The sequence below is a fragment of the Achromobacter sp. MUI-25009338 genome (assembly GCF_057359325.1).
The window spans coordinates 3,907,173-3,920,666 of sequence record NZ_CM170627.1; the positions used below are offsets into that span (position 1 = coordinate 3,907,173).

Genomic DNA, 13,494 nt, shown 5'->3' on the forward strand with positions numbered 1-13,494 from the left:
CGGAAACCCCTAGAGAAACATATGTTTTTTTATTGAACAGAGATTTATCATGTGTTTTTTCCGATTCGTTACCTGTCATGTCGCTGCCCTCGGACCTGCTCTCCACCCTCCAGGAAAAACTGGAGCACCTCCCGCCCGAGCTGCAACGGGCGGCGCGCTGGGTCGCGGCGCATCCGGCCGAAGTGGGCATGTGGTCGATGCGGCGCCAGGCCCAGGCCCTGGGCGTGGCCCCCGCCACCATGCTGCGGCTGGCGCGCGCGCTGGGGTTCGACAGCTATGAGGTGTTCCGCCAGCCCTTCCAGCGGGCGCTGGCCGCGGCCAACCAGCCCGGGCTGCGCGAGCGCGCCGCCGCCTTGCAGGCCGCCGCCGGCGAGCCCGCGCCGGGCGGGCACGACGTACTGACCGAATACCAGATCCAGGCCGTGGGCTCGGTGTGCGCGCTGAATCCGCCGGCCGCCTTCGACGCCGCGGTGCAGACGCTGCTGGAAGCCGGCCAGGTCGGCTTCCTGGGCACGCGCTCGGCCTTCGGCATCGCCTTCCAGATGCGTTATGCGTATCAGCTCGTGCGCCGCAACAGCGTGCTGATCGACGGGCTGGGCGGCGCGCCCGCCGAACAGGCCGACAATCTCGGCCCCGGCGACGCGCTGATCGTGATTTCCCAGGCGCCCTATCCCACCGCCACCGTGCAGCTGGCGCGCCAGACGGCGCAGCGCGGCGTGGCGCTGATCGCGCTGACCGACGACCCGCTGTCGCCGCTGGCCGTGGAGGCGCGCCATACGCTGCGCTTCGCCCCGCCCGACCGCGCCGGCGTGCAGGCCCGCCCCGCGCGCCAGGGCCCCGGTTCTTTCTTCCACACCACCTCCGGCCTGCTGGGCCTGGCCGAGCACCTGATCGCGCGCCTGACCGCGCGCGGCGGCGACGCGGTGCTGAGCCGCCTGACCGAAGTGGAACAACGCCTGCTCAACGACAACATCTACTGGAACGGCGGCCAGCCCCGCCGTCCGGCCTGACCTCCCGCTGGATGCGCCTTCAACCCCTGTATTGCGGAATCGCCCCATGAACCAAACCCATGTCCTGCATCGTTCCCTGCGCCAGACGCCACCGGTCGCCGTACGCGGCCAGGGCGTCTGGGTCTATGACAGCGCCGGCCACGCCTATCTCGACGGATCGGGCGGCGCCGCCGTTTCCTGCCTGGGCCACAACCACCCCGACATCCAGGCCGCCATGCACGCGCAGATCGACGCGCTGGCCTATGCGCACACCAGCTTCTTCACCACCGAAGTGGCCGAGCGCCTGGCCGACCGGCTGGTGGCCGACGCGCCGGCCGGCATCTCGCACGCCTATTTCGTGTCGGGCGGCTCGGAGGCGGTCGAGGCCGCGCTGAAGATGGCGCGCCAGTATTTCGTGGAAATCGGCCAGCCCGAGCGCCGCCACATCGTGGCGCGACGCCAGAGCTACCACGGCAACACGCTGGGCGCGCTGGCCGTGGGCGGCAACGCCTGGCGCCGCGCGCAATTCGCGCCGCTGCTGATCGAGGTGGAGCACGTCTCGCCCTGCTACGCCTACCGCGACCAGCGCGAAGGCGAAAGCGCCGAACAGTACGGCGAACGCCTGGCCGCCGAGCTGGAACAGGCTTTCGAGCGGCTGGGCCCGGGCAGCGTGATGGCGTTCGTGGCCGAGCCCGTGGTCGGCGCCACCGCCGGCGCGGTGACGGCCGTGCCCGGCTACTTCCGCCGCGTGCGCGAGGTATGCGACCGCCACGGCGTGCTGCTGATCGCCGACGAGGTGATGTGCGGCATGGGCCGCACCGGCACGCTGTACGCGGTGGAGCAGGAAGGCGTGACGCCCGACCTGATCACCATCGCCAAGGGCCTGGGCGGCGGCTACCAGCCCATCGGCGCGGTCATGGCGCAGCAGCGCATCGTCGACGCCATGCAGCAGGGCAGCGGCTTTTTCCAGCACGGCCACACCTATCTGGGCCACGCGGTGGCCTGCGCCGCCTCGCTGGCGGTGCAGGAAACCATCCGGCGCGACGGCCTGCTGGCGCGCGTGCAGGCGCAGGGCGCCGGCCTGCGCGCCCGCCTCGAACAGGCGCTGGGCGCGCACCCGCACGTCGGCGACATCCGGGGCCGCGGCCTTTTCATGGGCGTCGAACTGGTGCAGGACCGCGCCAGCAAGCAGACCTTCGATCCGGCGCTGTCGCTGCATGCGCGCATCAAGCGCGAAGCCATGGCGCGCGGGCTGATGGTCTACCCGATGGGCGGCACCATCGACGGCCGCCACGGCGACCACGTGCTGCTGGCCCCGCCCTTCATCATCACGGACGACGAACTCGACCAGCTGACCGAACGCCTGGCCGGCGCCATCGACGCCGGTATCGCGCAGGCGCGCTGAACGCGCCTGCGTCCGCCCCCGCAAGGGGCACGTGTAGATAAGCACAGGGCGTTGCGCGGCTCACGGGCAACGCCGACCGCCGGCAAAGACCGGCAATCTCACGGGGAAAAACCCCAAAAGGAGTTTGCATGACCACGTCCGTCAAACACACCTTGGGCCAACGCACCGCCTGGACGCTCGCCGCGTCGGGCCTGGCCACGGCTTTGCTGTCGGCGGCGCCGGCGCCCGCCGCCGCCCAGCAGAAGTTCGTCAGCATCGGCACCGGCGGCGTCACCGGCGTCTATTACGCCGCCGGCGGCGCCATCTGCCGCCTGGTCAACAAGGACCGCGCCACCCACGGCATCCGCTGTTCGGTCGAATCGACCGGCGGCTCGGTCTTCAACGCCAACACCATCAAGGCCGGCGAGCTGGACCTGGGCGTGGTGCAGTCCGACGTCGGCTTCAACGCCTACAAAGGCGAGGGCCAATTCAAGCAGGCCGGTCCCTACACCAAGCTGCGCTCGGTGTTCTCCATCCATCCCGAGCCGTTCACCGTGGTCACGCGCAAAGAAGCCAACATCAAGCGCTTCGAGGACCTGAAGGGCAAGCGCTTCAACGTCGGCAATCCCGGGTCGGGCACGCGGGCCTCGATGGAAGAGCTGCTGGCCACCATGGGCTGGACGCTGAAGGACTTCTCGCTGGCCTCCGAACTGCGCCCCGACGAACACGGCTCGGCGCTGTGCGACGGCAAGATCGACGGCTTTTTCTATGGCGTCGGCCACCCCTCGGCCAATATCCAGGACCCCACCACCAGCTGCGGCGCCAAGCTGGTTTCGCTGACCGGCCCCGCGGTGGACAAGCTGGTCGAAAAGTATCCCTACTACGCCCACGCCACGATTCCGGCCGGGCTCTATCCCAACAACCCCGAAGAGACCAAGACCTACGGCGTCACGGCCACGTTCGTCACCTCGGCCGACGTGCCCGAGGCCACCGTGTACACCGTGGTCAAGGCCGTGTTCGACAACTTCGACGACTTCAAGAAGCTGCACCCGGCCTTCGCCAACCTGAAGGCCGCCGACATGGTGAAGAATGGGCTGTCGGCGCCGCTGCATCCGGGCGCCGAGAAGTACTTCAAGGAAAAGGGCCTGCTCTAAGGCCGCGGGACCGACCGGCCAGCCGGAGCCGCCATGCGCGGCCCGCCGGCTGGCGCCCTCGCGCCCCGACGGGCGCAGGGGCCACGCGCGCGCTGCTTGCCGGCGCGCGTCCTGAAACGTAGGGGAATTTCATGACAAAAGAGCCGCACACGCCGGCCCCGGACCTGGATCAACTGGTCGCCGACGCCGACCGCGGAGGCCGCAATGCCGGCGGCATCGCGGGCGCCACGCTGGCTGCCGGCGCGCTGATCTGGTCCGTCTTCCAGCTCTGGTATGCCTCGCCGCTGCCGTTCGCGCTGAACTGGGGCATTTTCAACGACACCGAGGCGCGCGCCCTGCATCTGGGCGTGGCCATGTTCCTGGGCTACCTCGCCTATCCCGCCAGCAAACGCTCGGCGCGCGACCGCATGCCCTGGTACGACTGGGCGCTGGCGCTGATGGCCGGCTTCTGCGGCGCCTATCTGTACATCTTCTATAACGAGCTCGCCGGCCGCCCCGGCCAGCCCACCACCATGGACGTGGCCACGGCCGCCATCGGCCTGGCGCTGCTGCTGGAAGTGACGCGGCGCGCGCTGGGCCTGCCCATGACGGTGCTGGGCCTGGTGTTCGTGGCCTACGCGCTGGCCGGCCCCTGGCTGCCCGACGTGCTGGCGCACCGCGGCGCCTCGCTGGAACGCCTGATGTCGCACATGTGGCTCACCACCGAAGGCGTGTACGGCGTGGCGCTGGGCGTGTCGGTGTCGTACATCTTCATCTTCGTGCTGCTGGGCTCGCTGCTGGACAAGTGCGGCGCCGGCAACTACATGATGCAGGTGTCGTTCGCGCTGCTGGGCCATCTGCGCGGCGGCCCGGCCAAGGTGGCCGTGGTGTCGTCCGCGGTCAACGGACTGGTGTCGGCGTCCTCGGTGGCCAACGTGGTGACCGGCGGCATCTTCACCATTCCGCTGATGAAAAAAGCCGGCTACGGCGGCGTGCGCGCCGGCGCGATCGAGACCGCCTCTTCGGTCAACGGCCAGATCATGCCGCCGGTGATGGGCGCGGCCGCCTTCCTGATGATCGAATACGTGGGCATCCCCTATACCGACATTATCCGCCACGCGATCCTGCCGGCCTCGATCTCGTACATCGCGCTGTTCTACATCGTGCACCTGGAAGCGCTGAAGCTGGGCATCCAGCCCATGATGGCCTCGGGCCCGACCCGCACGCCGCTGCAGAAGCTGGCCGGCTGGGGCATGGGCATCAGCGGCACGCTGGTGGTGATGGGCGCGGTCTACTGGATCGGCACCGGCATCCAGGCGGTGGCCGGCGCGGCCGCCACCTGGGTGCTGCTGGCCATCCTGGCGGCGCTGTACCTGTGGCTGCTGCGCATCGCGGCGCGCCACCCCGACCTGCCGCAGGACATAGACATCAACCATCCGGTGCGCCCCCAGCCCTGGCCCACGGTGCGCGCCGGGCTGTATTTCCTGATCCCAATCGGCATCCTGGTGTGGTGCCTGAGCGTGGAGGAACTCTCGGCCGGCCTGTCCGCGTTCTGGGCGGCCGTGGGGATGCTGTTCCAGATGGTCACGCAGCGTCCGCTGATCGCCTGGTTCCGCAAGCAGCCGACCGGACCGGCCTGGCGCCTGGGCTGGCGCGAGGCCATAGGCGGCCTGGAGGAAGGCGCGCGCAACATGATAGGCATCGCCATCGCCTGCGGCACCGCGGGGCTGATCGTGGGCGCGATCACGCTGACCGGCCTGGGCCTGCGCATGACCGCCTTCGTCGAACTGGTGTCGATGGGCAACGTGCTGCTGATGCTGATCTTCACGGCGGTGGTGTGCCTGATTCTGGGCCTGGGCATGCCCACGACCGCCAACTACATCCTGATGGCCACGCTGATGGCCCCCGTGGTGGTGGAGCTGGGCGCGCAGAACGGGCTGGTGATTCCGCTGATCGCCGTGCACATGTTCGTGTTCTATTACGGCATCATGGCCGACATCACGCCGCCGGTGGGCCTGGCCACTTTCGCGGCCGCCGCGATCTCCGGCGAAGACCCGATCAAGACGGGCATACAGGGCGTCACCTACGCGGCCCGCACGGCCATCCTGCCGTTCATGTTCGTGTTCAACCCCATGCTGCTGCTGATCGACGTCAGCTACGGCTGGGAACTGGCGCTGGTGGTGGCCGGCGCCACCCTGGCCTCGCTGACCTTCGCCGCGGCCACCATGGGGTGGTTCCGCACGCGCTGTACCCGGCTGGAGGTCTGCCTGCTGCTGCTGGTGACCTTCATGCTGTTCCGGCCGGATTGGTTCATGGACCATTTCGCCGCGCGCCACGAAAGCCGTCCGGCCGCCGAAATGCAGGCCATCGCCGCGGCGCTGCCGGACAACGGCCGCCTGACCGTGGTGCTGCGCGGCATCAACCTGGAGGGCGTCGAGCTGACCAAGACCGTGGCGGTCGCCCTGCCCGCGCTGGAAGACGCGGGCGCGCAGGACGCGGGCCGCAAGCGCCTGGCCGAGGCCGGGGTGACGCTGATGAGCCTGGGCGGCCAGACGCAGATCGGCGGCCTGCGCTTCGGCAGCCGCGCCGAACGCGCCGGCTGGGAGCAAGGCTGGGACGTGCTGGAAGTGAAGGCGCCCAACCCGCAGCGCTGGTCCGACTTCTGGGTTTACGTGCCGGCGCTGTTGCTGCTGGCGGGCATGTGGGCGCGCCAGGGCCGGCGCGACGGCGGCGCCGCCGTGGGAAGGTTGCGCGCCACGGCGGTTTGACGGGATGGCGGCGTTCGGCGCCCGATGGGTTCCGCGCGCTTGAGATTTTCTTTCTTGCGCAGTGTTTCCCGCGCTGCACCCATCCTACGGTTTCACCATCGTAGGATGGGTGCAGCGCGAGAGCTCTTGGAAAAAACTCGAATACCAAGCGCGCGGAACCCATCGGGCGCCGAACGCCCCCCACTCAAAATCAGCCCAGCACCGGCGACAGCACCGGCTGCTTGGGCCGCACGTCCAGCGCGCGTCCCTTGCGGGCGCGCTTGCCGACGTAGACCGCCAGCGCCTCGCCGGCCAGGATGTCCTCGGTGTGCTTGTTGCGGTAGATGCCGGCGGCGCGCAGGCCGCCCGCGCCGATGGGCACGGTCTGGTCCAGCTTGTCGGAGGCGTCCAGGCCCATCAGGATGGTGCCGCGTCCGCCGCCCGACAGGGTCTTGACCTCGTCCAGGCCGAAGACCAGGAACTTGCCCTTGTGCGACAGCAGCGCAAGCTGGGTGGCGCCCTTGAACAGCGGCACCGGGCGCAGCAGCGCGTCGCCCTCTTCCAGCGTGATGAACTGCTTGCCGGCGCGCTGGCGGCTGACCATGTCGGACAGCTTGGCCGCGAAGCCGTAGCCGCCGCGCGTGGCCAGCAGCCAGCGGCTGTCGGGAGACGCCGCGATGGTGTGCACGATGCGCGTGCCCGGCCCCAGGTCGATCATGGTGGTCACCGGCTGGCCATCGCCGCGCGCCGAGGGCAGCGCCGAGACGGGCACCGAATAGACGCGCCCGTTGTCGCCCATCGCGATCAGCGTGTCGGTGGTGCGGCATTCGAAGGCGCCGTAGAGATCGTCGCCCTGCTTGAAGCCGAATTGCGCGGCGTCGTGGCCGTGGCCCTGGCGGGCGCGCAGCCAGCCCTTCTGCGACACGATCACGGTGACCGGCTCGTCCAGCACCTTGGTCTCCAGCACGGCGCGCTCGGCGGTCTCGATCAGCGTGCGGCGATCGTCGCCGTACTGCTTGGCGTCGGCCTCGATTTCCTTGACCAGCAGGCGCTTGAGCGCGGCGGGATTGTCCAGCAGCTCCTGCAGGCGCAGCTGTTCCTCGCGCTTGTCGGCCAGTTCCTGCTCGATCTTGAAGCCTTCCAGGCGGGCCAGCTGGCGCAGGCGCATTTCGAGGATGTCCTCGGCCTGCCGCTCCGACAGATTGAAGCGCTCCATCAGCGCGGCGCGCGGCTCGTCGGATTCGCGGATCGTCTGGATCACTTCGTCCACGTTCAGGTAGACGACCATGCGGCCTTCCAGCACGTGGATGCGGTCGATCACCTTGTCCAGGCGGAAGCGCGTGCGGCGCACCACGGTATTGGTGCGGAACGCCAGCCATTCGACCAGGATGTCGCGCAGGCCCTTCTGGCGCGGCCGGCCGTCGGTGCCGATGCACACCAGGTTGACCGAGGCGCTGCTTTCCATGCTGGTCTGCGCCAGCAGCGTGTTGACGAATTCGTCGCGGTCCACGCGCGAAGTCTTGGGTTCGAAAACCAGGCGCACGGCGGCGTCCTTGCCCGACTCGTCGCGCACCGCGTCCAGCAGGTTCAGCATGACCGCCTTGGCCTGCGTCTGCTCGGGCGTCAGGCTCTTCTTGCCGGTCTTGACCTTGGGATTGGTGATTTCCTCGATCTCTTCGAGCACCTTCTGGCACGAGGTGCCGGGCGGCAGCTCGTGGACCACCAGCTGCCACTGGCCGCGCGCCATTTCCTCGAACTGCCAGCGGGCGCGCACCTTCAGCGAGCCGCGGCCGGACGCGTAGATCTGGGCGATGTCCTCGGGCGGGGTGATGATCTGGCCGCCGCCGGCGAAGTCCGGCCCGGGCACCAGCGCGTGCAGCTCGGCGTCGGGCAGTTGCGGATGCTTGATGAGCGCCACGCAGGCCTGCGCCACTTCGCGCAGGTTGTGCGGCGGGATCTCGGTGGCCATGCCGACCGCGATGCCCGAGGCGCCGTTGAGCAGCATCACCGGCAGGCGCGCCGGCAGCATCTGCGGCTCCTGCTGGCTGCCGTCGTAGTTGGGCACGAAATCCACGGTGCCCTCGTCCAGCTCGTCGAGCAGCAGCTTGGCGATGGGCGTCAGGCGCGCTTCGGTGTAGCGCATGGCGGCGGCGTTGTCTCCGTCGCGCGAGCCGAAGTTGCCCTGGCCGTCGATCAGCGGATAGCGCAGCGAGAAGTCCTGCGCCATGCGCACCATGGCGTCGTAGGCGGCCTGGTCGCCGTGCGGGTGGTATTTGCCCAGCACGTCGCCGACGACGCGCGCGGACTTCACCGGCTTGGCGCCGGCGCCCAGCCCCATCGCCTGCATGGCGTACAGGATGCGGCGCTGCACGGGTTTCTGGCCGTCGCCCACGTCCGGCAGGGCGCGGCCGCGCACCACGGATACGGCATAGTCTAGATAGGCTTGTTCCGCGTAGCGCGCCAGGGTGATGGCGGCGTCGCCCTCGCCGTCGGGCGGGGTGGCGTCGAACAGGCCGGGTTGATTGCTGTCGGTCATGATGGTTTCAGGTAGACAAATTCATCGAAACGGCGTCAGCGCGCCGGCGCGGACGGCATCAGTTGCGTGTCGGCCACGTGCGCGCGCAGCTGCGCGCGCACCGCCTCCAGCGTGGCGGCGTCCTGTCCGCGCTTGGGGATGATCACGCCTTGCAAGGTGCCGAGAATGACATAGAGATGGTCCGGGGTTTCCTCGACCCGCCGCACATCGGACCACGCCATGCGCCCGGAGGCGGCGGCGGTGGAATCCGAGACGCCGTCGGGGCCGAACTCCAGCCGGTGGCGGCCCAGGAACAGCTCGTCGGGCTGCCGCGCCAGCATGCGCCGGGTGTTCTTGCGCACCAGCGCCGGCAGCACGTATTCATAGGCCAGCGCCAGCACCGCGAGAATGCCCAGCCCCACCGCCAGCCCCTCGAAATACACGGGTAGGATGCGGGCCCAGTCGGGCCCCTTGCCGTCCCAGGTCTGCCAGACCAGATAGGCCAGCAGCGCCACGATCATCAGGATCGCGAAGCGCAGGTGCGAGCGGTAGCGGCGGCGGCGCAGCTCGGGCCGCTTGTACACGTAGACGGCGAAGTCGGCGTAGTCGTCGGCCGTCAGGTCGACGTCCATGCGGGCAGCTCCGGATGCGGCCATCAGATGTCCAGCTCCGCCAGGTTGCCCTTTTCCTCGATCCAGGCGCGGCGCTGCGAGGACTCGCCCTTGCCCATCAGCATGTCGAACATGCGGGTGGTGTCTTCGGGGGTCTGGTCGCCGTAGCCCACCGGCAGCAGCCGGCGCGTGTCCGGGTTCATGGTGGTTTCCCACAGCTGCTCGGGATTCATTTCGCCAAGGCCCTTGAAGCGGCTCACGGCCCAGGCGCCTTCGCGCACGCCTTCCTTGCGCAGCTTGTCCTGCGCGGCCTCGAGTTCGCCTTCGTCCAGGCAGTAGATCTTGCGCGCCGGACGCTTGCCCTGGGCCGGCACGTCCAGGCGGAACAGCGGCGGCTTGGCCACGAAGACGTGGCCGGCCTCGACCAGCTTGGGGAAGTGCCGGTAGAACAGCGTCAACAGCAGCACCTGGATGTGCGAGCCGTCGACGTCCGCGTCCGACAGGATGCAGATGCGGCCGTAGCGCAGGCCGGACAGGTCGGGCGTGTCGCCCGGACCGTGCGGGTCCACGCCGATGGCCACCGAGATGTCATGGATCTCGTTGTTGGCGAACAGGCGGTCGCGGTCCACTTCCCAGGAATTCAGCACCTTGCCGCGCAGCGGCAGGATGGCCTGGAACTCCTTGTCGCGGCCCATCTTGGCCGAGCCGCCGGCCGAGTCGCCCTCGACCAGGAACACTTCGGTGCGCGAGGCGTCGCTGGATTCGCAATCGGTCAGCTTGCCCGGCAGCACGGCCACGCCCGAACTCTTGCGCTTTTCCACCTTCTGCGCCGAGCGCTGGCGCGCCTGGGCCTGGCGGATGGCCAGCTCGGCCAGCTTCTTGCCGTATTCGACATTGCTGTGCAGCCACAGGTCCAGCGCACTCTTGGAAAAACCGCCCACCAGGCGCACCGCGTCGCGGCTGTTCAGGCGCTCCTTGATCTGGCCCTGGAACTGCGGGTCCAGCACCTTGGCCGACAGCACGAAGCTGGCGCGCGCGAACACGTCCTCGGGCAGCAGCTTCACGCCCTTGGGCAGCAGGCTGTGCAGTTCGGCAAAGCCCTTGACCGCGCCGAACAGGCCTTCGCGCAGGCCGGATTCGTGGGTGCCGCCGGCCGGCGTGGGAATCAGGTTGACATAGGACTCGCGCACGGCGTTGCCGTCTTCGGTCCAGGCCACCACCCACTGGGCGCCCTCGCCTTCGGCGAAGTTCTCGTGGTCGGCGCCGGCGTACTGCTGGCCTTCGAAGAACGGCACCATCAGCTCGGCCCCGGCCAGCGCCTCGGACAGGTAGCCGCGCAGGCCGTCCTGGTACTGCCAGGTCTTGGTGTCGCCGGTCTTTTCGTTGACCAGCGTGACCTTGACCCCGGGCAGCAGCACGGCCTTGCTGCGCAGCAGGTGCGTCAGCTCGCCCGGCGGGATATTGGGGCTGTCGAAATACTTGGGGTCCGGCCAGACGCGCACGCGGGTGCCGGACTTCTTGCGCCCGCCCTGGTCGTAGGGCGCCAGGGGCTCGGCCACGTCGCCGCCCTTGAAGACCAGGCGGTTGACGGCGCCGTCGCGCCACACCACCACCTCCAGCCGCGTGGCCAGGGCGTTGGTGACCGACACGCCCACGCCGTGCAGGCCGCCGGAGAAGGCGTAGGCGCCGCCGCCGGCCTTGTCGAACTTGCCGCCGGCGTGCAGGCGCGTGAACACCAGCTCGACCACGGGCGCGTTCTCTTCGGGATGCAGGCCGACGGGAATGCCGCGCCCGTCGTCCTCGACGGAAACGCTGCCGTCCGCGTGCAGCGTGACCTGGATCTGCTTGCCGTAGCCGGCCAATGCCTCGTCTGCGGCGTTATCAATGACCTCCTGCACGACGTGCAGCGGGTTTTCGGTTCGGGTGTACATGCCCGGGCGCTGGCGCACGGGCTCCAGCCCCTTCAGGACGCGAATGGACGCCTCGGTGTAACGTGGAGTGGCCAAGTTATCCCCAACATCTGTGGAAAAAAACCGACATTTTACGGATAAGCCCAGGTTCTGCGCGGCTCCCGGTAGGATGCGCACGACCTGACCACCTCCGAATTCGGTAGGATGATGACAGTGGCAACCGGCGCATCGGGGCCCTCGGCCCGGATCGCGACAACTGCGCCGCAACATCCTACACAAATCCGGCAAACCCTGTTGTTATCTCCAGTGGTATGCCTGTTGTTATTGACAGTGGTATGCTTTAGTCCATTGCCACAAACAAGAACAACCGCAAGGCGCATCTCTTCGGACCCTTTTTCCTTCCGGACCCTGTTTTACGCGCCCTTTGCTGCCGAACCCGAGAATCACCATCATGAGCGACCAAATCAAGAACGTCAGTGACGCAAGCTTCGATGCCGATGTGTTGAAGTCCGGCCAGCCTGTGCTGGTGGATTACTGGGCTGCCTGGTGCGGCCCCTGCAAGATGATCGCCCCCATCCTGGAAGAAGTCGCCACCGAATACGCCGGCCGCCTGACGGTCGCCAAGCTGAACGTGGACGAAAACCAGGGCACCGCCGCCAAGTACGGCATCCGTGGCATTCCCACCCTCATGCTCTTTAAGGACGGCCAGGCCGCCGCCACCAAGGTCGGCGCGCTGTCCAAGTCGCAACTCACCGCATTCCTGGACGGCGCGTTGTAAACTGCGTGCTGTGAACGAAGGCGCCGCCCCGGTGGCGGCGCTCATTCAATACCGCGCGAGCCCGTCCGTGGCGCGCCGCCAGAACCCTTCTTTACTTTTCCCCCACCACTCACCGCGATGCACCTCAACGAACTGAAGGCGCTGCATGTCTCGCAGCTGCTGGAAATGGCCGCCGGCCTGGAAATCGAGAACGCCAACCGCCTGCGCAAGCAGGAACTGATGTTCGCCATCATGAAACGGCGCGCCAAGCAGGGCGAGCAGATCTTCGGCGACGGCGTGCTGGAAGTCCTGCCCGACGGCTTCGGCTTCCTGCGCTCGCCCGAGACCTCGTACCTGGCCAGCACCGACGACATCTACATCTCGCCTTCGCAGATCCGCCGCTTCAACCTGCACACCGGCGACTCGATCGAAGGCGAAGTGCGCACGCCCAAGGACGGCGAGCGCTATTTCGCGCTGGTGAAGGTGGACAAGGTCAACGGCGTGGCGCCCGAGGCGATCAAGCATCGCATCATGTTCGAGAACCTGACGCCGCTGCACCCGAACCGCGTCATCCGCCTCGAACGCGACATCAAGAGCGAAGAAAACCTCACCGGCCGGATTCTCGACGTCTTCGCGCCCATCGGCATGGGCCAGCGCGGCCTGATCGTCGCCAGCCCCAAGTCCGGCAAGACGGTGATGATGCAGCACATCGCGCACGCCATCACCACCAACTACCCCGACGCGGTCATGATCGTCCTGCTGGTCGACGAACGCCCCGAGGAAGTGACCGAAATGCAGCGCACCGTGCGCGGCGAAGTGGTGGCCTCGACCTTCGACGAACCGGCCACGCGCCACGTGCAGGTCGCCGAAATGGTCATCGAAAAGGCCAAGCGCCTGGTCGAAATGAAGAAGGACGTGGTGATCCTGCTGGACTCCATCACCCGCCTGGCGCGCGCCTACAACACCGTGGTGCCGGCCTCCGGCAAGGTGCTGACCGGCGGCGTGGACGCCAACGCGCTGCAACGTCCCAAGCGCTTCTTCGGCGCGGCCCGCAACCTCGAGGAAGGCGGTTCGCTGACCATCCTGGGCACGGCGCTGATCGAAACCGGCAGCCGCATGGACGAAGTCATCTATGAAGAGTTCAAGGGCACCGGCAACTCCGAAGTCCACCTCGAACGCCGCCTGGCCGAAAAGCGCGTCTACCCCTCGATCAACCTGAACAAGTCGGGCACCCGCCGCGAAGAACTGCTGATCGCGCCGGACCTGCTGCAGAAGGTCTGGGTGCTGCGCAAGTTCATCCACGACATGGACGAAGTCCAGTCCATGGAATTCATCCTGGACAAGATGCGCGCCACGAAGACGAACGCCGAATTCTTCGACATGATGAAAAAGAAATAATCTCCCCCCGAAGCGCTGCGCGCTTCCCCCCCAGGGGGGCGCCGCTACGG

General features: G+C 68.1%; 9 protein-coding genes. 6 read left to right on the forward strand and 3 right to left on the reverse strand.

Annotation, left to right across the window (positions count from 1 at the left end; genetic code table 11):
- Positions 1-77: 77 nt before the first annotated feature.
- The 4 genes from AC1IQ6_RS18595 to AC1IQ6_RS18610 all read left to right on the forward strand — a co-directional run bounded on the left by AC1IQ6_RS18595 (position 78) and on the right by AC1IQ6_RS18610 (position 6,274).
- Positions 78-1,010 carry a MurR/RpiR family transcriptional regulator gene (locus AC1IQ6_RS18595; RefSeq protein WP_111827227.1) on the forward strand — a complete coding sequence of 311 codons (933 nt, stop codon included), beginning with the start codon at positions 78-80 and terminating at the stop codon, positions 1,008-1,010.
- Positions 1,011-1,056: 46 nt separating this feature from the next.
- A complete protein-coding gene (locus AC1IQ6_RS18600) occupies positions 1,057-2,394 on the forward strand; it encodes an aspartate aminotransferase family protein (protein ID WP_485865144.1) in 1,338 nt (445 codons plus the stop codon).
- Between the two features lie 128 nt (positions 2,395-2,522).
- Complete coding sequence (locus AC1IQ6_RS18605) at positions 2,523-3,527, forward strand: TAXI family TRAP transporter solute-binding subunit (protein WP_111827226.1); 1,005 nt, start codon at positions 2,523-2,525, stop codon at positions 3,525-3,527.
- A 131-nt stretch (positions 3,528-3,658) separates the two neighbouring features.
- Entirely contained in the window at positions 3,659-6,274 is a 2,616-nt protein-coding gene (locus AC1IQ6_RS18610; RefSeq protein WP_485865145.1) for a TRAP transporter permease, read from the forward strand.
- Positions 6,275-6,464: 190 nt separating this feature from the next.
- Here AC1IQ6_RS18610 and parC read toward each other — a convergent pair whose 3' ends face one another.
- The 3 genes from parC to parE are packed head-to-tail and all read right to left on the reverse strand — an operon-like array spanning position 6,465 to position 11,385.
- The gene (gene parC / locus AC1IQ6_RS18615; protein ID WP_111827225.1) at positions 6,465-8,789 is read right to left on the reverse strand and encodes a DNA topoisomerase IV subunit A; all 2,325 of its coding nucleotides are present in this window, start codon (positions 8,787-8,789) and stop codon (positions 6,465-6,467) included.
- 35 nt (positions 8,790-8,824) lie between these two features.
- Positions 8,825-9,400: a YcxB family protein gene (locus AC1IQ6_RS18620; RefSeq protein WP_440130616.1), complete on the reverse strand. Its 576-nt coding sequence runs from the start codon at positions 9,398-9,400 to the stop codon at positions 8,825-8,827.
- A 23-nt stretch (positions 9,401-9,423) separates the two neighbouring features.
- Complete coding sequence (gene parE, locus AC1IQ6_RS18625) at positions 9,424-11,385, reverse strand: DNA topoisomerase IV subunit B (protein ID WP_168202330.1); 1,962 nt, start codon at positions 11,383-11,385, stop codon at positions 9,424-9,426.
- 355 nt (positions 11,386-11,740) lie between these two features.
- Between parE and trxA the strand changes: the two genes are divergently transcribed.
- Both trxA and rho read left to right on the forward strand, forming a co-directional pair.
- Complete coding sequence (gene trxA, locus AC1IQ6_RS18630; RefSeq protein ID WP_129240598.1) at positions 11,741-12,067, forward strand: thioredoxin TrxA; 327 nt, start codon at positions 11,741-11,743, stop codon at positions 12,065-12,067.
- Between the two features lie 117 nt (positions 12,068-12,184).
- Positions 12,185-13,444 carry a transcription termination factor Rho gene (gene rho, locus AC1IQ6_RS18635; protein WP_043541410.1) on the forward strand — a complete coding sequence of 420 codons (1,260 nt, stop codon included), beginning with the start codon at positions 12,185-12,187 and terminating at the stop codon, positions 13,442-13,444.
- The last annotated feature ends 50 nt before the right edge of the window (positions 13,445-13,494 follow it).